The 23,482-nt window shown below is 72.9% G+C and carries 23 protein-coding genes; 14 read left to right on the top strand and 9 right to left on the bottom strand.

All coding sequences use genetic code 11. The annotated features are described in order from the left end of the window. Positions 1 to 6: 6 nt before the first annotated feature. The gene (locus AB0M54_RS06515) at positions 7 to 2,787 is read left to right on the top strand and encodes an FAD-binding and (Fe-S)-binding domain-containing protein (protein WP_364469514.1); all 2,781 of its coding nucleotides are present in this window, start codon (positions 7 to 9) and stop codon (positions 2,785 to 2,787) included. Positions 2,788 to 3,026: 239 nt separating this feature from the next. Here AB0M54_RS06515 and AB0M54_RS06520 read toward each other — a convergent pair whose 3' ends face one another. After that, positions 3,027 to 4,898, bottom strand: coding sequence for a WD40 repeat domain-containing protein (locus tag AB0M54_RS06520; RefSeq protein WP_364469516.1), 1,872 nt, complete (start codon positions 4,896 to 4,898; stop codon positions 3,027 to 3,029). 88 nt (positions 4,899 to 4,986) lie between these two features. On the opposite strand from AB0M54_RS06520, the gene AB0M54_RS06525 reads away from it, so the two are divergent. From AB0M54_RS06525 to AB0M54_RS06555, 7 genes are read left to right on the top strand one after another with little or no spacing between them, the layout of a single operon-like run. Next, the gene (locus AB0M54_RS06525) at positions 4,987 to 5,475 is read left to right on the top strand and encodes a hypothetical protein (protein ID WP_364469518.1); all 489 of its coding nucleotides are present in this window, start codon (positions 4,987 to 4,989) and stop codon (positions 5,473 to 5,475) included. Next, the gene (locus AB0M54_RS06530) at positions 5,475 to 7,064 is read left to right on the top strand and encodes an Hsp70 family protein (RefSeq protein ID WP_364469520.1); all 1,590 of its coding nucleotides are present in this window, start codon (positions 5,475 to 5,477) and stop codon (positions 7,062 to 7,064) included. The genes AB0M54_RS06525 and AB0M54_RS06530 overlap by 1 nt, the downstream gene beginning before the upstream one ends. 11 nt (positions 7,065 to 7,075) lie before the next feature. Beyond that, positions 7,076 to 7,288: a DUF2997 domain-containing protein gene (locus tag AB0M54_RS06535; RefSeq protein ID WP_364320253.1), complete on the top strand. Its 213-nt coding sequence runs from the start codon at positions 7,076 to 7,078 to the stop codon at positions 7,286 to 7,288. Next, positions 7,285 to 7,857, top strand: a complete 573-nt coding sequence (locus tag AB0M54_RS06540; protein ID WP_364469522.1) for a 4Fe-4S single cluster domain-containing protein — start codon at positions 7,285 to 7,287, stop codon at positions 7,855 to 7,857. Before AB0M54_RS06535 ends, AB0M54_RS06540 begins: the two co-directional genes overlap by 4 nt. Continuing rightward, positions 7,854 to 9,374, top strand: coding sequence for an AAA family ATPase (locus AB0M54_RS06545; protein ID WP_364469524.1), 1,521 nt, complete (start codon positions 7,854 to 7,856; stop codon positions 9,372 to 9,374). Before AB0M54_RS06540 ends, AB0M54_RS06545 begins: the two co-directional genes overlap by 4 nt. Positions 9,375 to 9,393: 19 nt before the next feature. Next, positions 9,394 to 9,804 (top strand): DUF1257 domain-containing protein, encoded by a 411-nt coding sequence (locus AB0M54_RS06550; RefSeq protein WP_364469526.1) that lies wholly within the window; start codon positions 9,394 to 9,396, stop codon positions 9,802 to 9,804. A gap of 22 nt (positions 9,805 to 9,826) precedes the next feature. Beyond that, a complete protein-coding gene (locus AB0M54_RS06555; RefSeq protein WP_364469528.1) occupies positions 9,827 to 10,522 on the top strand; it encodes a copper resistance CopC family protein in 696 nt (231 codons plus the stop codon). On the opposite strand, the gene AB0M54_RS06560 is transcribed toward AB0M54_RS06555, so the two are convergent. Then, positions 10,461 to 11,426 carry a helix-turn-helix domain-containing protein gene (locus AB0M54_RS06560; RefSeq protein WP_364469530.1) on the bottom strand — a complete coding sequence of 322 codons (966 nt, stop codon included), beginning with the start codon at positions 11,424 to 11,426 and terminating at the stop codon, positions 10,461 to 10,463. The genes AB0M54_RS06555 and AB0M54_RS06560 overlap by 62 nt on opposite strands. Positions 11,427 to 11,540: 114 nt before the next feature. On the opposite strand from AB0M54_RS06560, the gene AB0M54_RS06565 reads away from it, so the two are divergent. Together AB0M54_RS06565 and AB0M54_RS06570 are read left to right on the top strand one after the other, a co-directional pair. Then, positions 11,541 to 11,942: a hypothetical protein gene (locus AB0M54_RS06565; protein ID WP_364469532.1), complete on the top strand. Its 402-nt coding sequence runs from the start codon at positions 11,541 to 11,543 to the stop codon at positions 11,940 to 11,942. 1 nt (position 11,943) lies between these two features. After that, on the top strand, positions 11,944 to 12,189 hold the full coding sequence (locus AB0M54_RS06570) for a DUF3817 domain-containing protein (protein ID WP_364320265.1): 246 nt from the start codon (positions 11,944 to 11,946) through the stop codon (positions 12,187 to 12,189). Here the strand turns inward: AB0M54_RS06570 and AB0M54_RS06575 are convergent. From AB0M54_RS06575 to AB0M54_RS06590, 4 genes are read right to left on the bottom strand one after another with little or no spacing between them, the layout of a single operon-like run. Continuing rightward, on the bottom strand, positions 12,140 to 12,973 hold the full coding sequence (locus tag AB0M54_RS06575; RefSeq protein WP_364469534.1) for an alpha/beta fold hydrolase: 834 nt from the start codon (positions 12,971 to 12,973) through the stop codon (positions 12,140 to 12,142). The two genes, AB0M54_RS06570 and AB0M54_RS06575, sit on opposite strands and share 50 nt — an antisense overlap. Further along, the gene (locus AB0M54_RS06580; RefSeq protein WP_364469536.1) at positions 12,970 to 13,641 is read right to left on the bottom strand and encodes a MerR family transcriptional regulator; all 672 of its coding nucleotides are present in this window, start codon (positions 13,639 to 13,641) and stop codon (positions 12,970 to 12,972) included. The genes AB0M54_RS06575 and AB0M54_RS06580 overlap by 4 nt, the downstream gene beginning before the upstream one ends. A 43-nt stretch (positions 13,642 to 13,684) precedes the next feature. Further along, positions 13,685 to 14,443, bottom strand: coding sequence for an SUMF1/EgtB/PvdO family nonheme iron enzyme (locus AB0M54_RS06585; protein ID WP_364320270.1), 759 nt, complete (start codon positions 14,441 to 14,443; stop codon positions 13,685 to 13,687). Then, positions 14,440 to 15,249, bottom strand: a complete 810-nt coding sequence (locus AB0M54_RS06590) for an SAM-dependent methyltransferase (protein ID WP_364320272.1) — start codon at positions 15,247 to 15,249, stop codon at positions 14,440 to 14,442. Before AB0M54_RS06590 ends, AB0M54_RS06585 begins: the two co-directional genes overlap by 4 nt. Positions 15,250 to 15,349: 100 nt before the next feature. Here AB0M54_RS06590 and AB0M54_RS06595 point away from each other — a divergent pair, with 100 nt between their 5' ends. From AB0M54_RS06595 to AB0M54_RS06610, 4 genes are all read left to right on the top strand, one after another. Beyond that, positions 15,350 to 16,579: a cytochrome P450 gene (locus AB0M54_RS06595; protein WP_364469538.1), complete on the top strand. Its 1,230-nt coding sequence runs from the start codon at positions 15,350 to 15,352 to the stop codon at positions 16,577 to 16,579. A 45-nt stretch (positions 16,580 to 16,624) separates the two neighbouring features. Further along, entirely contained in the window at positions 16,625 to 17,155 is a 531-nt protein-coding gene (locus AB0M54_RS06600; RefSeq protein ID WP_364320276.1) for an EVE domain-containing protein, read from the top strand. Positions 17,156 to 17,305: 150 nt separating this feature from the next. Further along, positions 17,306 to 18,382, top strand: coding sequence for a S8 family serine peptidase (locus AB0M54_RS06605; RefSeq protein ID WP_364469540.1), 1,077 nt, complete (start codon positions 17,306 to 17,308; stop codon positions 18,380 to 18,382). Positions 18,383 to 18,384: 2 nt separating this feature from the next. Beyond that, positions 18,385 to 20,451 carry a S8 family serine peptidase gene (locus AB0M54_RS06610; RefSeq protein WP_364469542.1) on the top strand — a complete coding sequence of 689 codons (2,067 nt, stop codon included), beginning with the start codon at positions 18,385 to 18,387 and terminating at the stop codon, positions 20,449 to 20,451. Between the two features lie 11 nt (positions 20,452 to 20,462). Here the strand turns inward: AB0M54_RS06610 and AB0M54_RS06615 are convergent, their stop codons facing one another. From AB0M54_RS06615 to AB0M54_RS06625, 3 genes are read right to left on the bottom strand one after another with little or no spacing between them, the layout of a single operon-like run. Beyond that, on the bottom strand, positions 20,463 to 21,320 hold the full coding sequence (locus AB0M54_RS06615; RefSeq protein ID WP_364469544.1) for a hypothetical protein: 858 nt from the start codon (positions 21,318 to 21,320) through the stop codon (positions 20,463 to 20,465). Continuing rightward, positions 21,317 to 22,021: an RNA polymerase sigma factor gene (locus AB0M54_RS06620; RefSeq protein ID WP_364469546.1), complete on the bottom strand. Its 705-nt coding sequence runs from the start codon at positions 22,019 to 22,021 to the stop codon at positions 21,317 to 21,319. The genes AB0M54_RS06615 and AB0M54_RS06620 overlap by 4 nt, the downstream gene beginning before the upstream one ends. Before the next feature lie 31 nt (positions 22,022 to 22,052). Continuing rightward, positions 22,053 to 23,180: an acyltransferase gene (locus tag AB0M54_RS06625; RefSeq protein WP_364469548.1), complete on the bottom strand. Its 1,128-nt coding sequence runs from the start codon at positions 23,178 to 23,180 to the stop codon at positions 22,053 to 22,055. Between the last annotated feature and the right edge of the window lie 302 nt (positions 23,181 to 23,482).

Genomic DNA, 23,482 nt, shown 5'->3' on the forward strand with positions numbered 1-23,482 from the left:
TTACTCATGGACGACGTCACAGCGGAGCTGGCCAAGGCCGGTCTCGAGGTTCGATCCGACGCGGGTACGCGGGGCATGTACTCCTCCGACGCCTCGCTCTACCGCATCCCGCCGCTGGCCGTGGTCCGCCCCCGCGATGTCGACGAGGTGGCCGCCGCGCTGGCCGTCGCCCGCGCCACCGGGGTGCCCCTGACCTGCCGCGGCGCCGGCACCTCAGTGGCCGGCAACGCCGTCGGCCGGGGCATCGTGCTCGACTTCTCCCGCCACCTGAACCGGGTCCTCGAGATCGACCCCGACGCCCGCACCGCGGTCGTCGAGCCGGGCACCGTGCACGCCGTCCTGCAGCGGGCCGCCACCCCGCACGGCGTCCGCTTCGGCCCCGACCCGTCGACCCATCCGCGCTGCACCATCGGCGGCATGATCGGCAACAACGCCTGCGGGTCACGGTCGCTCGCCTATGGGCGTACCTCGGACAACGTGGCCGGCCTGGAAGTGCTGACCGCAGCGGGGGAGCGGCTCACCACGGGCACCAAGGAAAGCGGCGGCGAATCGGTCATCGCCGCGGTCAAGGAAGCGGTCAACGCCAGGCTCGCCACCGCCCGCACCGAGTTCGACCGCTTCGGCCGCCAGGTCTCCGGCTACGCCGTGCAACACCTGCTGCCCGAGCGCTTCGACCTGACCCGGGCCCTGGTCGGCTCCGAGGGAACCCTCGCGGTCGTTACGCGGGCCACGGTCAAGCTGGTCGTCGACGCCCCGGTCCGGGTCGTGGTGGTGCTCGGCTTCCCGGACATCGTGGCGGCCGGCCAGGCCTCGCCCTCGGTGGTGGCGCATGGCCCGACCAGCTGTGAAGGCCTCGATTCGCGGCTGCTCGACGTGCTGCGGGCCCGGCGCGGCCCCGACGCCGTGCCGCCCCTGCCGCCGGGCGGCGCCTGGCTGTTCGTCGAGCTGGCCGGCGACGAGGCCGGCGAGGTCGAGGCGCGGGCCCGGCGGCTGGCCGCCGACGGCATCGGCGAGGCGCTGGTGGTCACCGACCCGGCCGTGCAGGCCCGGCTGTGGCGCATCCGCGAGGACGGCGCCGGCCTGGCCGGTCGCGCGCCCTCCGACCGGCCGGCCTGGCCCGGCTGGGAGGACGCCGCGGTGCCACCCGAGCGGCTGGGCGACTACCTGGCCCGCTTCGACGAGCTGGTCGCGTCGTACGGCATGACCTCGGCCCCGTTCGGCCACTTCGGCGACGGGTGCATGCACGTCCGCCTCGACCTGCCGCTCGATCAGCCCGGCGGCACGAAGATCATGCGCGAGTTCCTGACCGACGCGGCCCGGCTGGTCGGCGAGTTCGGCGGGTCGCTGTCGGGCGAGCACGGCGACGGCCGCGCGCGTTCCGAGCTGCTGCCGCACATGTACTCGCCCGACGCGATCGCGCTGTTCGCGGGCATCAAGCACGCGTTCGACCCCGGCAACCTGCTCAACCCCGGCGTGCTCGTCGACCCCGACCCGATCGACGCCGACATCCGCCCGGCCGGCCGGTTCCCGTTGCGAAATCTCGCCATGGCGTACCCGCACGACGACGGCGACCTCGCCCAGGCCGTGCACCGCTGCACCGGCGTGGGCAAGTGCCGGGCCGACAACTCGGCGGCGGGCGGTGTCATGTGTCCGTCCTATCTGGCCACCCGCGAGGAACAGGACTCCACCCGCGGCCGGGCCCGGGTGCTGCAGGAGGTGGTCCGCGGCGAGCTCCCGTGGTCACACCCGTCCGTACACGACGCCATGGATCTCTGCCTGTCCTGCAAGGGCTGCGCCTCCGACTGCCCGACCGGCGTCGACATGGCCACCTACAAGTCCGAGGTGCTCCACCAGACCTACCGGGGCCGGCTGCGCCCCCGCTCGCACTACACGCTCGGCCGGCTCCCGCTCTGGGCGCGCCTGGCCGGGTGGACGCCGCGGCTGGCCAACCTGGCGACCCGGCTGCCCGGCATCCGCCGCCTGGCCCTGTGGCTGGCCGGCGTGGACCAGCGGCGCTCGGTGCCGGCCTTCGCGCGGCGCCCGTTCCGGCGTACCCATCGCAATGAGGCCGGCGGCAAGCCGGTCGTGCTCTTCGCCGACTCGTTCTCCGACGCGTTCTCACCCGAGGTCGCCGAGGCCACCGTCCGCGTGCTGCGGGCCGCCGGTTACCAGCCGCGGCTGCCGTCCGGCCCGGTCTGCTGCGGCCTGACCTGGATCACCACCGGCCAGCTCGACGCGGCCAAGAAGATCCTCACGCGTACGGTCGGAGCGCTCGCCCCCGACGCCCGCGCCGGCATCCCGATCGTCGGCATCGAACCGTCCTGCACCGCCGTGCTGCGCTCCGACATCCACGAGCTGCTGCCCGGCGACGAGGACGCGGCCGCGGTCGCCGGCTCGGTGCACACCCTGGCCGAACTGCTCGCCAAGACCCCCGGCTGGACGCCGCCCGACCTGTCCGGCGTGCAGGTCGTCGCCCAGCCGCACTGCCACCACCACGCCGTGCTGGGCTGGACGGCCGACGCCGACCTGCTCACCCGCACCGGCGCCACCGTGCGGCGGCTGGCCGGCTGCTGCGGCCTGGCCGGCAACTTCGGCGTCGAGATCGGACACTACGAGGTGTCGATGGCCGTCGCCGAGCAGAACTTGCTGCCGGCGCTCGATCGGGCGCCCGACGCGGTCGTGCTGGCGGATGGGTTTTCGTGCCGCACCCAGATCGCTGACCTCCGCGACCGGCCTTCCGTCCACCTCGCCCAGCTCCTCGACGAAAGATCAAGATCAAGAGCGTGATGTCCTAGCTGGGTGGATGGTGCTGACCGTCGCTCCCGCCGAGGCCGGGCGCGCGGCTCCTGGCCGCTGGCGCGTCCAGAACAGAGCCGCACACCCTTCATTCTGAGTGAGTGGTCACCCTCCGGCGCTACGCGCCGAACCCGCCACCGGCCAATGGCAGGTCGAGAATCCCCGCCTGCCGTTCACGGTGATGCGGGTCCGGCTGGAGCCCGATCGGATCTGTGGGCGGCGCACGGAGGTCAGCGGCGCTTCTTGCCGCGCTTCCGGCTCTTGCGGCGGGCCGGCGGGGGCATGGTGCCGTCGATGTCGTCGCCGGCCTCGATGTCCCAGGTCTCGCCGGCGGCGGGGGCGGTGTCGGTGACCTCGATGTCGTGCCGGCCGCGCCAGCGGACGAAGGCCTCGACCAGCTCGAACCAGGCCTTCTCGTCGGGGGAGAAGGACGACGCCTTGCGTTTGAGCTGGTCGATCCGGCCCAGGGTGATGTCCTCCAGGCGCCGCTCGGTCAGGTCGCCGATCTGGTTGTCCCGGCGGGTCCACCAGATCAGCGAGCCGAGCGGCGCCCCGCTGGCCAGCAGCAGGCCGTCGGGGCTGATCCGCAGGCACTCCACCTGCCAGGTGTGCCCGCGCAACTCGCCGGCCGGTTCGCCGGAGGGCAGGTGCCACAGGCGGATGACGCGGTCCTTGCCCGCGCTGGCCAGCAGTGTGCCGTCGGGGGTGATGGCCATGGTCAGGATGTGGCGGGTGTGGCCGCGCAGCACCCCGGCCGGTTTCCCGGAGGGCAGCCGCCAGAGCCGGATGGTGTGGTCGTAGCTGCCGGTGGCCAGCAGTGTGCCGTCGGGGCTGACGGCCATCGCGGCGATGTGGGAGGTGTGCCCGGTCAGCCGTTTGAGGTGCGTGCCGCCGGGCAGCCGCCACAGCCGCAGGTTGCCCAGCGCGCCCCCGCTGATCAGGGTCGAGCCGTCCGGCGTGATGGCCAGCGAGGCGGTCCACACCGGATCGGGGTCGATCGTGGTGATCAGGGAGCGGGAATGGGTGTTCCACAGCCGGATGATCCGATCGTGGCCGCCGGTGGCGATCGTTTTCCCGTCGGGGCTGATCGCGATGGCGATGATCCGCTTGGTGTGCCCGATCAGCGGACCCTGGAGCTCCCCACCGGGCAGTTTCCAGATCCGCAGCCGCCCGTTCTGGTCGCCGGTGACGAGCAGACGCTGGTCGGGGGACACCGCCATGGCCAGCACGTCGTTCACGGCCGGGACCAGGAAGCTGGTCGCGGACAGGGCCGGCAGGTCGCAGCGCCGGACGGGTGTGTCGGCGCCGCCGGTGTAGACCGTGTCGGAGGTGGTGACGGCGAGACTGTGCACGTTGCCGCCGGCGTTCAGCGTGTTCCGCGGGGTTTCGCCGAACCTGGTGGCGGCCGGAAGCGGTGACGCGTGCGCGGCGGCGGCGAGGCCGGCGAGGTGGCTCTCGGCGGGCGGCAGCGGCCACGCCGACATCTTCGGCGCGACCCAGGTGGCGGGGGCGGCCGCCGCGAGCCGCAGCGCCTCGTCCCACTGGTCGTGCGACGCCAGCAGATCGGCCGCCATCTCCCATTCCACCCTGGTCAGGGCCCGGTGGCGGCGGGCGCGTTCGCCGGCCACGGCCCGGACCCAGTCGAGCCGGCCGGCGCGGCTGGCGCACTCGGCCAGGGTCCGGCGCAACCATTCGCCGGCCGCGCCGTGGATCGCGCGCAGCAGCGTGCCGTCGAAGTCCACCTCCTCGTAGCGGTCGAACCGGCCGCCCAGGAAATAGACCAGGGCCCGGAGCCGGGGCTGCGACGGGGGCTCGGGCAGGCGGGCGATCACCTCGGCCAGCGCGACGTGGCCGGTGGTGAAGACCACTTCGGCCGCCGCGTCGATCCGGTCGCTCTCCCGGGCCGCCTCGATGGTGCGCCGGGCGATCGCCACCACGTCGTCGTCGCGGCTCCGGGTGTACGCCTCGGCCAGCGCGGCCAGGGCGCCGGGCTCGGGCCGGGCGGCCAGCGTGGTCGCGGCCCGCCGGCGTCGCCGGGCCCCGAACAGCCTCGAGGAGTCGAAGAGTCCGGCGCGCAGTTCGTCCATTTCCGGCTGGCCCACCGTACCAATCTAAAAGGAATTGCCCGCCGGGTGAAATGAATGTATTGCATTTGTACCGTGCATATACGCGATCGAATATCTTCGAATGGTGTTGCGATTCTTCCGGCGCCGGACGGCGGGTGACGACGTGCTCCGGCTGGAGCGCGCGCTGGCCGGGGCGCGCCTCGAGCTGGCCGAGCGCGACCGCACCCAGGAGCGGCTGCGCGGCGAGCTGGCCCGGGCCCGGGGTGACGCCGGCGACCTCGCCGACGAGCGGGCCCAGGCCGATGTGGAGCGTCTCGTGACCGCGGTCGGGGCGCCGCTGGTGCAGTTCGTGACCGTGGCTCATCTGCGCGGGAGCGACCCGGCCGCCGGTGACCTGCTGGCCATCGGGTTGCGGCTGGTCCGCGCGCTCGAACGGGAGGGTGTGCGGGTGGGCACGGTCGGTGCGACGGTCCCGTTCGACCCCGATCGTCACGACCCGCTGAGCCTGGCGGGTTCGCCGAAGCGTGGTGACCCGGTCGTCGTACGCGTGGCCGGCCTGGACCTTCGCGGGAAGGTGCTGCGGAAGGCGGGCGTCGAGGCGGTGGAGGGCTGATGGCGGGACGGCTCGGTATCGACTTCGGCACCAGCAACACCGTGATCGCCGCGTGGGACGAGACCACGAGAAGTGCGAAGACCCTGCGGATTCCCGGGTACGGGCGCCCGCTCGGTCACGGGGACCAGCAGGTGCCGGTCATCCCGTCGGTCATCCACTACACGGACGAGGACCGGCAGCTGCTCGGCGCCCAGGTGCACGCGGCGAACCTGTACCACGCCCACGGCACGTTCCGCTGGATGAAGCGATACATCGCCAACCGGAGTCCACTGCGGACGGCGGTCAACGGGCGGCAGATCTCGCCGTTCGACGCCGGCCGCGACTTCCTGGCCACGGTGCTGGCACTGGCCGCCACCGAGGCGGACGCGGCCGGCGAGGAGATCTCGCTGACCGCCCCGGTCGAGTCGTTCGAGCACTACGAGGACTGGCTGGGCGAGGTGACCGAGGCGGCCGGGGTGTCCCGGTTCCGGCTGATCGACGAGCCGTCGGCGGCCGCGCTCGGCTACGGCGCGCACATCCAGCCGGGCCACGTCTACCTGATGTTCGACTTCGGCGGCGGCACGGTGCAGGCGGCCGTGGTGCTGATCCAGGAGGAGGCCGGGGGCCGGTCGTGCCGGGTCCTGGGCAAGGCCGGTGACGACATCGGCGGCTCCACGATCGACCAGTGGATCTTCCAGGAGCTGCTGGCGCGCAACGGCCGGGCCGACAGCGACGACGACGTGCGCCGGATCAGCCGGGCCCTGCTGGTCGAGTGTGAGCGCGCCAAGGAACTGCTATCCGACCCGGCCCGGAGCGGTGCCGAGATCAGCGTGCTCGACCCCGCTTCCGGCGCGGTGACCAGCATGGACCTCGACCGCGACGGGCTGGAGGACCTGCTCGACCGGCACGAGTTGTTCAACCGCCTGGACCGTGTGGTGCGGCGGGCGTTGCGCGCGGCCTCGACCCGGGGGTACGACGAGGACGACGTGACCGCGGTCCTGATGGTCGGCGGGAGCAGCCTGATCCCGTCGGTACGCCGGACCATGGAACGCATCTTCGGCCGTGATCGGGTCTTCTCCGACCGCCCGCTCGACGTGGTGGCCCGTGGCGCCGCGGCGTACGCGGCCGGAACCGGCTTCTACGACCACATCCAGCACGACTACGCGGTCCGGTGGTACGACCGGACCACCGGCCGGTACGAGTTCCGCACCTGCGTCCGGGCCGGCACCGCGTACCCCAGCAAGGAGCCGGTCCACACGATGACCGTCCGGGCCACCCAGAACGGCCAGCAGGACCTCGGCATCGCGATCTACGAGCTCGGCGAACGCCGCCGCACCGGGTCCGAGACCGAGACCGAGCTGGTGCTCGACAAGGGCGGCGCCTGGCGGGTCGCCGCGGTGACGCCCGACGACGAGGACGGCCGCAGCCGGTTCTGGGTCAACGAACGCGCCCCGACCTTCCTGCGCGCCGACCCACCGGCCAATGCCGGGCAGCCGAGGTTCCGGGTCGAGTTCAGCATCGACACCAACAAGCGCCTGCTGCTGACCGCGCACGACCTGGTCGGCGGCCGGATCACCCACCGCGACTTCCCGGTCGTGAAGCTCACGTGAGGAGCGCCGTCATGGAACTGCACGAGATCGAGGTGGTGATCGCCCCGGACGGGACCACCACCGTGCAGGTGCGGGGGCTGGCCGGGGCCGGCTGCCTCGACCTCACCGCCGGCCTGGAACAGGCCCTGGGCGGTGAGGTGCTGTCCCGGGAGCTGACCGCCGAGGCGCAGGCCGCTCTCGAACGCACCGACCCGGCCCGGCTCCGGCGGGAACGCGAGCGATGACGCCGCTGCGGATCCACGGCTTCGAACCGGTCAGCGCGGTCAACGGTCCCGGCCTGCGCGCGGTCGTCTGGGTTCAGGGCTGCACGCTGGGCTGCCCGGGCTGCTTCAACCCCGGCACGCACGGCCGCGACGGTGAGGAAGTGACCGTCGACCACCTCTTCGAACGGATCACCGGGCTCGGCGACCGGATCAGCGGGGTGACGATCAGCGGCGGCGAGCCCCTGCAACAGCGCGACGGCGTGCTGGCGCTGCTCGGCCGGATCCGGGCCGAGACGACCCTGACCAGCATCCTGTTCACCGGCTACGAATGGCCGGCGGTACGGCGGATGCCCGGGGCCGACCTGCTTCGTGAGCGTGTCGACGTGCTGGTCGCCGGGCGTTACCAGCGCTCGCAAAGGCTCGGTCGAGGGCTGCGCGGGTCGGCCAACAAGCGGGTGCTGACCTTCGGCGACCGGGTACGCGCCGACGAACTGGACGACGTACCGGACGCCGAGATCGTGATCCGGCCGGACGGTGTCCTGTCCATCAGCGGGATCAACCCGCCGACGCTGCTGGGAGATGTGCGGTGAGTTTCGAAGGCGAGCTCGATCTGTATCTGCGGGCGAGGTACACGCTCGTGGTGGTGGTGACGATCGAGGAGGAACGGGCCCTCCAGGCCGTCACCGCGGTGTGCGAGCGCCGGCACCGGCCGTGCCTGGCCTGGGACCTGGCCGACGGGTTCGCGGCGCTGTCCGGGCACACCGGCTCGCTGCCGTCGGCCCGCGACCCGCTGTCGGTGATCGAACAGGTGGAGAAGGCCGACGGCGACGTCACCTTCGTACTCAAGGACTTTCACGACTGCTGGACCAACCCGCAGGTCAAGCGCAAGCTCCGGAGCGCGGCCCAGCGGTTGAAGTTCACCCGCAAGTCGATCGTGGTGATCTCGCCCAGCCGGTCGGTGCCGGACGAGCTCAAGGACGACGCGGTGATCGTCGAGCTGCCGCTGCCCGACGCGACCCAGCTCGACGAGGTGCTCGGCGCGCTCACCGGCACGCCCGGGGTCAAGGTCGACCTCACGCCGGCCGGGCGGGAGAAGCTCGGGCAGGCGGCGCTGGGCATGACCGCCGCGCAGGCCCGCCGGTCGTACGCCAAGGCGATCGTCCGGGACAGCGCCCTCGACGACCGGCACATCGACGTCGTCGTCCGCGAGAAGCAGGAGGTGATCCGGGAGAGCGAGGCGCTGGAGTTCTACGGCGTGCACGAGACCCCGGACGACGTGGGCGGTCTCGACGTCCTCAAGCAGTGGCTGCGGTTGCGGGAACGAGCGTTCACCCAGGAGGCCCGCGACTACGGCCTGCCGGCGCCGAAGGGCATCGCGCTGATCGGCATCCCCGGCACCGGCAAGAGCCTGACGGCCAAGATGATCGGCGGCCTGTGGCGGCTGCCGTTGCTGCGGCTGGACGTCGGCGCCCTGTTCGGATCGCTGGTCGGCGAGGCCGAGGAGCGTACCCGGCGGGCCTTGCACCTGGCCGAGACCGTGGCGCCGTGCGTGGTGTGGATCGACGAGATGGAGAAGGCGCTCGCCCACGGCGGTGGCGACTCGGGCACCAGCACCCGGGTGTTCGGCACCATCCTGACCTGGATGCAGGAGAAGACCGCGCCGTGCTTCGTGGTCGGCACCGCCAACGACATCAGCAGCCTGCCGCCCGAGGTGCTGCGCAAGGGCCGGTTCGACGAGATCTTCTTCCTCGACCTGCCGACCGCCGACGAGCGGGCCGAGATCCTCACCGTGCACCTGCGCAAACGGCGGCGGATCCCGGCCGACTTCGACGTCGCCGGCCTCGCCGCGGCCGCCGAGGGCTACGTCGGCTCGGAGATCGAGCAGGCCGTGGTCGACGCCATGTACGTCGGCTTCAGCGCCGGCCGCGAGTTCACCACCGCCGACATCCGCGCCGCGCTGGGCCGGCAGGTGCCGCTGTCGGTGTCGCAGCGCGAGACGATCGGCTCGCTGCGCGGCTGGCTGCGCGAGGGACGCGCCCAGTCGGCGTCGTTCGCCGAGGCGATCGAGGCCGAACGCCAGTTCGTCGTCCCGCTCGAACCGATCTGATCCGTCCCGAGGAGGTTCCATGTCGCACTACACGACCCTGACCACCCGCATCACCGACACCGAGGCGCTGTGCGGCGCGCTCGCCGACGTCGGCTACGACGACCTCGAGGTGTACGACCAGCCGCAACGGCTCGTCGGCTTCCAGGGCGACCCGCGCGGCGACCGGGCGCACGTCATCATCCGCCGCAAGCACGTCGGCCTGGCCTCCAACGACATCGGCTTCCTGCGCCAGGACAGCGGCACGTTCCTGGCCCTGATCAGCGAGTACGACCTCGGCAAGCACAACGAGGCGTGGCTCGGCCAGGTCACCGCCCGGCACGCCTACCGGGTCACCTCCAAGACCCTCGCCACGCAGGGTTTCGACCTGGTCGACGAACAGACCGAACGCGACGGCACGGTACGCATGGTCCTGCGACGCACTCAATATTGAGGCATTCCGATAGCCTGCGACGATGGGCCGCTCACCTCGTACCCTTCTCGGTCTTCTGCTCGTCGGTGTGCTGGCCGGGGCGGTGGTCGCGCCCTCGGCCGCGCTGGCGCACGGCACCCTGGTCACGAGCGAGCCCGCACAGGGCAGCACGGTTCAGGAGCGGGTCGAGGCGGTCACGCTGACGTTCACCGAGAAGCCGCCGCCGGGCGCGCAGTTCACGATCAAAGCGCCGACCGGGGTACGCGTCGACGGCGGCTGGTCGAACGGTGAGCCACATCGCCTCGCCACGCCGGTGCGGGAATACCAGCTCAAGGACGGGCAGTGGGAGCCGCTGCTGCTGGAGACCGGCTTCCCGGTCAAGATCGCCGTGTCCCACCTGCCGGCGCCGGGGGAGTACACGGTGACCTACCACCACACGGTCTCCGACGGCGACGCGGTGAAGGGCGAGATCCGGTTCACCTATCACGGCGCGGTGGTCGCGGCGCCGCCCGGCTGGCAGGCCCCGGCCTCGGCGGCGCCCCTGCAGGCGCCCGTGCAGGCGCCCTCGCCGGTGGCGGAGGCTCAGATCCTGCGCAAGGCGGTCAAGAACGAGACGACCGTGTGGGTCTGGCTGGTGCCGGTGCTGCTGGTCGTCGCGGTGGGGCTGTGCGCGTTGCTCATCGTTCCGCAGCTGCGGCGCCGCGCGAGCGGAAAGCCTGGCGGTAGGTCTGTGGGCTGATGCCCACCACGCTCTTGAAGCGGTCGCGGAAGGCCGTGGGGGAGCCGAAGCCGGCCCGGTCGCCGATCAGGTCGACGGTGTCATCGGTGGTCTCCAGCAGGTGCTGGGCCCGGCGCACCCGGGCCCGGTGCAGCCAGCGCAGCGGGGTCGTGCCGGTCTGCTCGCGGAATCGGCGGTTGAGCGTACGCGTGCTCATGTTGGCCTTCGCGGCGATCTGCGCGGTGGTGAGCTCGGCGGGCGCCGACTCCTCGAGCCAGCGCAGCAGCGGCTCCATCGTGGAGCCCCGCGGCGCCGGCGGCTGCTCGTGCACGATGAACTGGGCCTGACCGCCCTCGCGTTCCAGCGGGACGACCGACAGCTTGGCCGCCATCGCGGCGACCGCCGAGCCGTGGTCGCGGCGGATCAGGTGCAGGCAGAGGTCGAGCCCGGCGACCGCGCCGGCCGAGGTGGCGAGCTCGCCGTGATCGATGTAGAGCACGTCGGGATCGACCTCGATCGCCGGGTGCATGCGGGCCAGGTCGTCGGCGGCGATCCAGTGAGTGGTCGCGCGCAGCCCGTCGAGCAGGCCGGTGGCGGCCAGGATGAACGCGCCGGAGCAGATGGACACCAGCCGGGCGCCCCGGGCCGCGGCCGCCCGCAAACCCTTGATCACCTCGTCGTCGATCGGGGCGGTGACGTCGGCCCGGCCGGGCAGCACGATCGTGTCGGCGCTGTCCAGGGCGTCCATGCCCCACGGGGTGACCAGGGTGAACGCTCCGGCGTCGACCGGGCCGGGGCCGGGGGAACAGACCCGCACCTCGTACGGGCTGGTGCCGTCGGCCAGCCGGACCCGGTCGAAGACCTCGGGCGTGGCCAGGTCGAACGGGACCACGCCGTCCAGGGCGAGAATCGCGACGATGTGCATGGCCGCCTCTTTCCTGGTGTTCGTCCCTGGTGTTCTTCCCCTGGCGCGAATCAGTTGGCTCTTGGCATTCCGGCCAGTGTATAGGTCCGCGAATCTCCCCTAACTTCGACATCCGTGACGAAAGTGCTTCTCAGCATCCATGTGCTCGCCGCGATCATCGCCATCGGCCCGGTGACCGTGGCGGCGAGCATGTTCCCGGCCGTCGCCCGCCGCGGCGACGAGCCGGCCCTGCGCCTGCTGCACCGGATCTGCCGGGTCTACGCCATGATCGGCATCCTGGTGCCCGTCTTCGGCCTGGCCACGGCGAGCAGCCTCGGGGTGCTCGGCGACGCGTGGCTGCTGACCTCGATCGGGCTGACGGTCGTGGCGGGCAGCCTGCTCGGCCTGGTCATCCTGCCCCGGCAGGCGAGACGCGAGACCGCACGGCTCGGCATGGTCACCGGAATCTTCAACCTGCTGTGGGCGGTCGTCGTGGTGCTGATGATCGTCCGCCCCGGTTCCACCACGGGGGTGTGACGTGCCGCTGCTCAGAACCGCCGCGATCGTCGAACTGCTCAGCCTCGCCGTGCTCCTGACCAACCTCGCCACCGTGCACGTGCCGGCCGTGGCGTCGCTGGTCGGCCCGATCCACGGCTGCGCCTACCTGCTGGTCATCGGGGCCGCGTGGCACCTCACCCGGTCGGCCCGCACCACGCTGCTCGCGGTGATCCCGGTCATCGGGGGCCTGCTGGCGCTCCGAGCCACGTCTCGATCCGATCGATGACCACCCGCGGCGTACGGCGGGCCCAGCTGAAGTGGTCGAAGCCCGCCCGCTGCGAGAGCGACGCGCGCTCGACCGGCCCGCCGACCCGCGCCGCCAGGTGGTCGACGGCGCCGGCCGGGATCATCCGGTCGCCGGCCAGGTCGATCAGGAGCGCCGGCACCCGCGAGCCGGCCAGCGCCGCCTCGTAGTCGGTGGGGTCGCCGGCGAAGCGGTACCGGCCGTGGCGGGCCTCGTACGCCCAGTCCCTGATCAAGGTTCGCGGCTGGCGGCCGGCGAACCGGAAGCGGTCGCCCGGCCAGTGGCCCGCGGCCCAGGTGATGGTGCGGACCACCGAGACGCCGAGCCGTCGCTGCCACCTCAGCACCAGGGGCAGGTGGGTGGGCGAGCTGGTGCCGGTGGCCACGGTCACGACCGCGGCCGGGCGCACGGTTCCGCTGGCCGCGGCGAGGAGCGCGATCTGCCCGCCCAGGCTGTGACCGACGAGTACGACCTGAGGTGCGCCCCGGTCGGCGGCCAGCGCGACGACGGCGGGCAGGTCGACGCGTAACAGGTCGGAGTAGCCGAACCGGGCGCGGCGCAGGTCGGCGACCCGGCTCTCGGGCTGGCCCCGCCACTCGACACCGATGACATGCCGCGGCCACGCCTCGAACAACGGCTCGTAGTAGCGGAGCGGCACCCCCATCGCGGGCAGGAATACTACCGACGGCCCGGCGCCGGGCTCGCCGTACTCCCGGACCCCGACCTGAACCCCGTCGACGTCGAGCCGGTGCGTCTGTGCCGTCACTTCCCGATCACCCGATCCGCGGCGTGTTCGAACGCGACGACCAGGCCCTGCACGGCCACGGCCCGTAGCCGGTTGACCATCTCGGGCAGCAGGGCCGGATCAACCGGCAGCTCACCGTTGCGCATCGGCTGCCAGATGCCGGCCCGGAACACCTCGGTCAGGTCGGCCGCGAGCGCCTCGGTGTGCCGGGTGACCACCGCGGCCGCGTCCCGCAGCACGGCCAGCGGCACCGGGATCTCCAGCAGGTCCTGGGCCAGGGCGAGCTGGGACGGGGTCGACTGGTGCCGTCCGTCGGGCAGCCGCCGCACGATGCCGACGTCCTCCAGGAAGGCGACCTGCTCGGCGGTGAGCGGCTGCCCGTCCCGCCCGATCAGCTCGTCCACCTGTGTGAGCGGCGCCCACGGCGTGAGCAGCGACCCGCGGACGGCGAACTCGTCGGGCGAGGCGTCGGCCGGGATCGCCTCGAGCACCCGCCGGATCGCGACCAGGGTGTAGCCGTGGTCCTGTAGCCGGTGGATCAGATCGAGCCGGACCCGGTGCCGCGCGTCGTACCAGGCCACCCGGCCCTCCCGATCGGGCGGCGGCAGCAGCCCCTCGGCCGCGTAGAACCGCACCGTCCGCACGGTCGTGCCGGTCGCGGCGGCCAGGTCGTCGATGGAGAAGCGCACAACAGTGACAGTACTACTGTCACAGTCCTGCTGTCATCGAACCTCAGGGTAGTGGCGCGGCCGGGCGGACCGAGGTGAACTGGTGGTGCTCGTAGCGGGTGGCCGCCAGCAGGAGCAGCCACTCGTCGCAGCCCTGCCACGGGTAGAGGTCGGCGGCCCCGCCGCGGGCGGTACGCGGGCCGTCGCCGAGGCGGGGGCGGGCATCCAGCGGGGCGTCGACGAAGCCCGGGATCCACACATCCGCGCAGATCTCGTTGGCCGAGCCGAACCCGGCCAGCCCGAACGCGTTCTCCGCGGCCGCCGTGCGTTCCTCGTCGCCGAAGTCGTCGAGAAGCTGGTCCTCGCCGGGCTTCCGATCACCGCGGAAGGTCAGCGCGGTCGTGCCGGCGCGGGCGGCGTATTCCCACTCGGCCTCGCTGGGCAGCCGGAACGGCAGCGCCGCGAGCAGGTCGTCGAGCTCGCCCTCGAGCCGGGCCGCGCACGCGTCGTGTTTGGCGTAGTCGTCGTCGAAGCCGGGCAGCCAGTGCTGGACCTGCGCGACCGTCAGCGGGTGACGCGCGATCAGGAACGGCTCGACCCGGACCACGCGCACCGGCCCGGCGTCGGCCGGTGCGCTCTCGAGGAATCCGCTCAGGTCGTCTTCGGCGCCGCCGTCGCGCTCGATGGCGCGTACCGCCGCGAGCTCGTCGTCGGACAGGCCCATCCGGAACGTCCCGCCCGGGACCTCGCGGAACACCACCCCGGACGGGTCGTGCCGCCAGGCCGGCTTCCCGGCCACGACGTCCGCGGTCCACGTGGTCACGGCTTGCGCACGACCCCGCACCACTGGTCGACCTCGATCGGCAGGTTGCCGTCCGGGCCGGGCTGGGCGCGCCACCGGGAGCAGGAGACCCAGCCGGGCTCGACGACCTCGAGGTCGCGGAAGAACCCGGCGATCTGCTCGGGGCTCCGGAGCTTGAGTTTCGGCTGGGCGTCGATGTTCCACACCCGTACCGCCTCGGCCGTGGTGTCGCCGTTGACCGCGGTGGTGGTGTTGGCCACGGCGATGTAGCTGCCCGACGGGATCGCCTCGACCAGGCGGTCGACGATCTGCTGGAGCTGCTCGTCGTCGTTGACGAAGTGCATGATGCCGAGCAGCATGACCGCCACCGGCCGGGCGAAGTCCAGCGTGGACCCGGCCGCCCGGAGGATGGTGTCGGGGTCGCGCAGGTCGGCGTGCAGGTACTCGGTGGCGCCCTCGTCGCTGCTGGTCAGCAGGGCGCGGGCGTGGGCCAGCACCAGCGGGTCGTTGTCGACGTAGACGATCCGCGCCTCGGGGGCCATCGCCTGGGCCACCTCGTGCGTGTTGTCCTGGGTGGGCAGGCCGGTGCCGATGTCGAGGAACTGGCGGACGCCGGCCTCGCCGGTCAGGTAGCGCACGGCGCGGCCGAGGAAGAGCCGGTCGGCCCGGGCCAGCTCGATCACCACCGGGAAGATCTCGCGGACCTCGTCGCCGACCCGCCGGTCGACCGCGAAGTTGTCCTTGCCGCCGAGCCAGTAGTTCCAGATGCGGGCCGTGTGCGGCACGTCCGCCTTGAGGTCGTCCTCGAGGACGGGTTCGTCAGCCATGTCGGCCCTTCTTCTGGACTCGTCGGCGGAGCGGTGCCGGTGCGATGCCGGCCGATGTTACACCGTTGCTCTGAGTCGCCCGTTCGTCCATTCTCGAACGATGGCCAGCGAGCTCGCGGAGAGCTACGACCCCCTCGGAAGACACCTCGACGACCCGTACGCGTTCTACGCCGAAGCCCGGCACCACCAGCCGGTCTTCCATTCGCCGCGCCTCGATGCCTGGGTCGTCACCCGCTTCCGTGACGTCGACGCCATCCTCCGGGACCCGGCCACCTTCTCCTCGGCCCACAGCCTGCGACCGGTACGCGCCCTCTACCCGCCGACGTTCGCCGTGCTGGCCGACGGGTACCCGCCGAAGCCGGACCACATCACCTCCGACGGCGACGCCCACCGCCGCTACCGCCGGCCGTACGCCCGGCATCTGACCGAGCCGGGCCGGGTCAAGGGCATGGAACCGGGCATCCGGGTGCGGGCCAACGCCCTGGTCGACCGGTTCATCGACACCCGCCGCGCCGACCTGGTCACCCAGTTCACCTCGCCGCTGCCGGTGGCGACCGCCGCCGCGCTGTTCGGCCTCGAGCCCGGCGACGCCGCCGCGGCCAAGCAGGGCAGCGAGGCGCTGTTCAGCCTGGGCAGCGCCGACCTGACCGAGGAGGACGAGCAGGTCGCCGCCCGCGCGGTCGTCTCGTTCCAGCACCTGCTGGCCGATCGGGTACGCGGCCGGCGCGCCGCCCCGGCCGGCGACCTGATCAGCGACGTCATCGCCGCGCTCGCCCCGGGCGACGAGCCGCTCACCTTCGATCAGGAGGCCGAGCTGGTCGGCACCCTGGCCAGCACGTTCGGGGCCAGCCACATCACCACCACCGACACCATCGGCAACGCCCTGCGCCTGCTGCTCGCCCACCCCGGCCAGTGGGCGCTGCTGCGGAGCCGGCCCGAGCTGGTGGCGGGCGCGGTCGAGGAGGTTCTGCGGTACGAGTCCCCGGTGCCGACCCTCTTCCGGCGCACGACCCGCCCGGCCACGGTCGCCGGCGTGAACCTGCCGGCCGGCGCCGACGTGCTGCTCGTGTTCGCCTCGGCCAACCGCGACGAGGACCGCTATCCGGACGCGGCCCGCTTCGACGTGACCCGCACGCCGACGCGCCACTTCGGATTCGGGGCCGGCGTTCACACCTGTGTCGGCGCCGGGCCGGCCCGCGCGATGGCGAAAGTCGCACTTCAGACCCTGCTCGAGCGGCTGCCGGGGCTGGCCGGAGAGAACGAACGTTCTTTCGCTCTGCGGCGGTCGATCAACGTGCGCGGGCCGCTGTCACTCGAACTGCGCTGGTGACGCCGTTTCCCGACGGTGGCGACGTGTGATCGCGAGACTGATCCCATGGCGTACTGGCTGATGCAGGGCAACATCTCGCACTGGCGCATCCGTGACTTCTTCACCGACGGTCACACCGCGACCACGTGGACCATCCGGCAGCACTGGAAGCGGATGAGCGCCGGGGACGGCGTCGCGATCTGGCTCTCCGGGCCGGGCGGTGGCGTGGTCGCGCTCGGGCACGTGACCGCGGAGCCGCACTTCGGCACCGCCGACGACCCGTACTGGACCGGGCGCGACGGCGAGCAGTGGCTCGTACCGGTCGAGTTCGCCCAGCATTTTGTGAACCGGCCGATCGGGCGCGAGAAGCTCGAGGGGGACCCGCGGTTCGCGCACGCGCTGATCCTGCGGATGGCCGGCGGGCGCAACCCGTTCCCGCTGGAGGACCAGGAGTGGGCGGCGATCGTCGACCGGGTGCCGCCGGCCGGACCGCAGGTGGTGGCCACGGCCGTGCGCGGGGCGGCGGCCGGAGCGGCGGCGGTGGTCACGGCGGGCGCGAGCGCGGTCAAGGAGGCGTTCCGAACGGCGGTCGGCTGACGAGGCCGTCCCGCCGGCCGGGCGCGGGTTCATCGCGCACGTCGACGTCCCAGGCGGTGTTCGCGAGGCCTTCGACCGGCTGGCGAGCACCTTCGCGCCCCGGACCGCCGACCCTCGCCGGCGGGACATCGATGGTCCACAATAGATCGCATGAGGCTGCTCGCCATCGCCATGGCTGTCGTGCTGGTTCCGGTGGCCGCTCCGCGATCGGCGCCCGTTGCCGCCCCCGCCCCCGCCCCCATGGCGCCTCCGGCGACCGTCACGCTTGTCACCGGTGACCAGGTGACGGTGGCCGGCGACGCGATCTCGGTGACGCGCGGGCCCGGTCGGGCGGGTGTCCGGTTCGTCGGCTGGACAAGCCCGGGTCATCGGTACGTCGTGCCGGCCGACGCCCTGCCCCTCGTGCGCGACGGGCGCCTCGACCAGCGGCTGTTCGACGTCACCACGCTGCGCGATCTCGGCCGTCCCGCTGAGGCGTTGCCGGTGCTCATCTCGTACCCGCGCTCGGGAAACCGCAAGGGGCCGGCGGCCGCGCGGGCGGCAACCGGCGCTGCGGCCCGGGTGGACCGCGATCTCGCCGGGGTCGGCATGCTCGCGGCGCGGGTGCGTCCCGGCGCCTTCTGGGACGCGGCCACCATGACCACGGCCACCGGCCGGGTGCTGCGGCCCGGAGTCGAGCGGATCCATCTGGACGGGCGGAGGACGCTCGCGCTCGACGTCAGCGTGCCGCAGATCGGGGCGCCGGTGGCGTGGCAGGCCGGGCTCGACGGCACCGGTGTCACGGTCGCGGTGCTCGACTCGGGCATCGACGCGACCCACCCGGACTTCGCCGGTCGGCTGGCCGCCGTGGAGAACTTCACCTCCGACCCATCCGCCGATGACACCGTGGGACACGGCACCCACGTCGCCTCGACCATCGCGGGCAGCGGCGCCCGGTCCGGCGGCCGGCTCCGTGGCGTGGCGCCCGGGGCGCGGCTGGCGATCGGCAAGGTGTGCGAGGTCGACCGGTGTGCCGAGTCGGCCGTCCTGGCCGGGATGGAGTGGGCCGCCCGGATCGCTCCGGTGGTCAGCATGAGTCTCGGCGGCCGGGACACCGAGGGTGTCGACCCGTTGGAGCAGGCGGTCGACGACCTGACCGCGAGGTACGGCGCGTTGTTCGTGGTGGCGGCCGGCAACGACGGCGGCGCGGGAACGATCGGCCCGCTCGGCAGCGCGCGTCGGCGCTGACCGTGGGCGCCGTCGACGATGAGGACCGGCTGGCCGATTTCTCCAGCCGTGGCCCGCGCGACGGCGACGACGCCATCAAGCCGGACATCACCGCGCCGGGCGTGGGCATCGTGGCCGCCGCGGCGGCGCATGGCACCGGTGGCACGCCGGCCGGCGACGGATACGTCAGCCTCGACGGCACCTCCATGGCCGCGCCGCACGTGGCCGGCGCGGCGGCGATCGTCGCCCAGCAGCACCCCGGCTGGTCGCCGGGACAACGCAAGGCGCTGCTGATGGGCACCGCTCGGCCGACGCCCGGTGTCGACGCCTTCGGCCAGGGCGCCGGCCGGGTCGACGTGGCCCGCGCGGTGCGCCAGGCGGTGTGGGCCGACGAGGGCAGCGTCAGCTTCGGCCGCCAGGCGTGGCCGCACGACGATGACGAACCCGTGACGAGGACCCTCACGTACCGCAACGAAGGAGCCGGGCCGATCACCCTGGGTCTCGCCCTCGAGGACGGCGCGGGCACCTTCACGCTGGGCGCGGCCGAGGTCACGGTGCCGGCCGGCGGCGGCGCGACGACCACGGTGACCGCCGACACCAACGGCGCGGGCAGCGACGGCCTGAAGACCGGCCGGATCATCGCCATCGGCCCCGGCGACGTGAAGGTGGAGACGCCGGTCGCGGTGAACCGCGAGGCGGAGAGCTACGACGTCACGGTGCGTCACATCGGCCGGGACGGCGAGCCCGCCGGCGACCACTACACCTCGCTGAACCGGCTCGACGGGCCGGGCGTGGTGAACCTGGGCGGCCCGGATGCGGTCGAGGCGCTGCGGCTGCCGAAGGGCGACTACGGCCTGTACGGCTGGATCACCGGCGAGGCCGGCCAGACCATGCTCGTGCAGCCGCGGCTCGTGGTGGACGGCCCCGAGACGGTCACCCTGGACGCCCGCCGTGGCCGGCCGTTCGACATCACCGTGCCCGCGACGGATGCCCGCCTGACCCAGATCGGCGTCGACACCCTGTGGCAGCCCCAGTTCATCGGGGCCATCACGTTCGCGGAGCGGGCCGGCGACACGTTCACCGCGCTGGTCGGCCCGCACGAGAAGGTCGACGGCTTCCACAGCTCGGTGGCCGCCTCCTTCGACGGCGCGCATTCGTACGACGTCGCGTACCGCCGGAAGGGCACTTTCTTCACCGGCCTCACGCGCAAGGTCAGTGCGGGCGAGCTGGCCACCATCAAGGCCGGGTACGCGCGGAACGCGGCGGGCGTCGACGGCTTCAAGACCAACGTGCCGATCTGGGACGACGGCGTCGGCGGGCTGACCGCGGCGCACCGGTTCGCGGTGCCGGCCGTGCGCACGGAACACGTCAACACCGACGGCGGCGTGCGATGGCTGGGCCGGTTCGAGGAGGGTGATCACAGCATCGCCGTGGGCCCGGCCCAGCGGCTGGCCGCCGGCCGGGTGTATCGCCAGCGGTGGAACCGGGCGGTGTTCGCGCCGGCGGTCGATGACACCCGGTTCACCGCGGCCCGGTCCGGCGACGTGATCGTGGCCGGCATCCCGCTGTTCGCCTCCGGCGACGGACAGTGGACCCGGTCGGCGACCGACCGCGCCCGGACCGCGCTCTACGCCGGCGGCGAGCTGGTCGGCGAGGAGCCGGCCGACTACGCGGAGTTCGAGGTGCCGCCCGAGCCGACAAACTACCGGCTGGAGATGTCGGCGACCCGGTCCGCGCCGTTCCGGCTGTCGACCTCGGTCAGTGGCGTGTGGACCTTCTCCTCGGCGAACGGTGACACCGCCCTGCCGCTGCCCACGGTGGGTTTCCGCCCTCGCCTCGACGACGACAACATCGCGCCGCCGGGGCGGTTCTCCATCCCGGCCACCGTGGCGCGGGGGGACACGCTGAGCGCGGAATACTCGATCGACGACGGACGCACGTGGCGGCCCGCCCCGATGAGCGACCGCCGGACGCTGCGCGTGGACAACCCCGCCGCCGGCTTCGTCTCGTTGCGCGCGACCGTCGCCGGCCCGGCCGGAAACCGGGCGGTGGTGACCGTGCTGCGGGCGTACGAGACCGGGCTCGGCTGATCGATTGGCCCCTAGTCGAGCACGGGCTGGATGAGCAGATCGCCGGCGTCCAGGTTGCGGCCGGGGCGGTGGTCGGCGAACTGGAGCCGCAGTGTGGTGTCGTTGGTTTGCAACCCCCGGTCGTCCTCCGGGTACCAGGCCGCGAAGTAGCCGTTGCGCACGGTGGCCCGCACGTCGCGAGTCTCGCCGCCGCCCCGGACGGTGATCGTGACACCGGTGATCTGGGAGCCCAGACGTCCCGCCATCAGGCGGGCCCAGCCCTCGCCGGTACGCAACTGGGGCCAGGCGTACATCTCGATGCCCCTGGCGCCGAGCTGCTCGGCGCCGGCCGGGCCCAGCAGGATGCTGGACTCGTGCACGCCGCCGGAGCGGTCGCGGAAGCAGGTACGGGTGTCCTCGGCGGTCACCACGTTGACGAACGCGTACCGGCCCCGCTTCTCGCTGATCGCGACGCGGGCGCCCGCCGCCGCGCTCGGCGGGAGGCACATGCCGATGAGGGCCTGGGCCTCGGCGGCGGGCAGGGGACTGGGGTCGGGGGTCCACGAGGCGTAGGCGCGTTCGGCGCCGACGCTGTTCACGGCGAGGACGGCGGTCGCGGCCAAGGCCAGGGCCGCGCCCGCGACGGCCAGGCGCAGCCGGGGACGCGGTCGAGGACGCGAGGGGGCAATCGGCGCCGCGCCGCCCGACGCGATGGGCACGGCGCCGGTCTCCGTGATGGGCGCCGAGCCGCCCGCCGCCATGGGCGCCGCGCCGATGCCTGGGTCGCTGCGCAGGATGTCGTCGAGCAGCTGCTGGGCGAACGGCTCCGTGACGCGGGCGGGCACCGGCTCGGCGGCGTCGCGGAGCGCCCGGTCGAGGTTGTGCTTCATGCTGACGCTCCGGTGGTGGTGGGGTGTGCGGCGGGCGCCTGCCCCGGTCGCGCGGGGTGAGGTCGCGCGTGCTCCGGCCGCGGGCGGGGCACGGGTGGGCTCTCCGCGGGCGGGCTCTCGGGTTGCAGCCGAAGGCGCGGGCTGTCGGGTCGCGGCCGAAGAGGCGGGCTGTCGGGTTGCGGCCGGAGGGGCGGGCTCTCCGGTTGCGGCCGGAGCAGGTGGTGGAGGCGGCGGCGGGCGCGGAGGAGGCGGAGGCTGAACGCGGGGCGGGAGATGTTCAGCAGGCGGGCGGCCTGCGTGCCGGTCAGGCCCTCGAAGACGGTGAGGGTGAGCGCCTCCTGGTCGGCGGGGGAGAGGCGTTGCCAGGCCCGGCCCAGGTCGACGCGGGCGGCCACCCCGTCGGCCTCGGTGCCACCGGTGTCATCCGGCTCCTGCTGGATGCGCAGCGCGAGGCTGTGCTGACGCTGGTGGCTGCGCCGGCCGTTGCGCAGGACGTTGTGCGCGGCGGTGAACAGCCAGGCGCGGGCCTCGTCGAGCGGTTCCGGCACGGTGTCGAAGCGGCGCCACGCGACCAGGAACACCTCGGCCACCACGTCGTCGGCCACGGCCAGGTGGATCCGCCGTTCGACGAAACACAGCAGGTCGTCGTACGCCGCCTCGAAGAGCTCGCGGAAGGCGGTCTCGGCGTCCGGTCGTCTCATATCCGCCTCATGTCCGGCACGGCACCACCTGCTACCCGCCGATCCGGGAGAAATGCCGAGCCGAGAGAAATCTGGTCAGCCGCGGCGCCAGCGGGCGCTCGACGAGCCGGTGTATCAGCCAGGCCGCCGCGAGCAGGGCGCCCACGACCAGGGCGATCACCACCCCGGCGTCCCAGCCGGTGCGGGCCTGAAGGGTACGGATCAGGCTGTATCCGGCACGCTGGTGGATCACATAGAACGGGTACGTGAGCGCGCCCGCCGTCACCAGCCACCGCCACCGCAGCCGGTCGGCGGCCCCGAGCGCGATGGCCAGCAGCATCCCGTACACAAGGGTGATCATGACAAGGGCCGGCCACTCGGCCACCGCGAAGCCGGGCCGCAGGTCGAGCACCCGCAGGTGCACCCGCTGCAGGCTGACCAGCCAGCAGGCCGCCAGCAGCAGCCACAGCCAGCCGTCGCGGCGGTGGCGCCGGAGCAGGAAGAGCGTCATGCCGGCGATGAAGTAGGGGGCGAAGCCGGGCATCACCAGCTCGGTCAGCCAAGCGCCGGGGAAGGCGGGCAGCACCAGGGCCGCGGCCAGCCAGCCGGCGCCGAAGATCTTCACGCGACGATCGGTCAGCCCGCCGGCGATGAGGCAGGCGACGATCAGGTAGAAGCGGATCTCGTACCAGAGGGTCCAGTAGATGGTGTCGACCAGCGGGACGTTCAGCGGCTCGGCGAGCATGGTCAGGTTGACGACGACGTCACGGCCGCCTTCGGGCAGGCGGCTGAACGGGAGCCCGCCGGTGATCGGCAGCAGGGTGGCCACAACCGTCGTCAGCAGGACCCCGGCCCAGAAGGCGGGGTAGAGGCGGGCGGCGCGGGAGACGGCGAACTGGCGTACCGTGCGGCCCCACCCGCTCATCAGGATCACGAACCCGCTGATCAGGAAGAACGTCTCCACGCCGAGGAAGCCGTAGATCAGGACGGGCGCCGCGCCGGGCAGGTGGTACGAGCCGCCGTGCACGCCGTCCAGCCGCCACGAGTTCCCGAAGTGGAACCCGGCCACGGCCAGCGCGCAGACCAGCCGCAGCCCGTCCAGCGCGTACAGCCGCGGCGCCCGCCGCTCGCCGGGAGGGCTGGGTGGCGCGGCCGGGCGTTCCACGGTCGCTGACGTCATCGGTTGCTCCTGTCGGGTCCGGACGCGCGGAGAACGCGTCCGGCCCGTACATGTGCGGAGCGGCCCGGAGTGCTACCTCAGACCGGGGAACGTTCTGCGAGCCGGTCCAGGACGGCGAGCAGGAGCAGGCCCAGGCGATTCATGCCCGGAAGGCTATCGATTCGCCCGGCGTCTGGGGCATCGCCGGCACCGTCCTCGGCGTGATTGCCGTGGTCCTGGCCCTGCTGGCCTACCGCCGCTCGGGCCCGTCAGCCTGAGCCACCCGGCAAATGTGGCAAAAGCTGAACTTTATTGTTATCAAT

The sequence above is a fragment of the Actinoplanes sp. NPDC051470 genome, assembly GCF_040682035.1.
GTDB lineage: Bacteria > Actinomycetota > Actinomycetes > Mycobacteriales > Micromonosporaceae > Actinoplanes.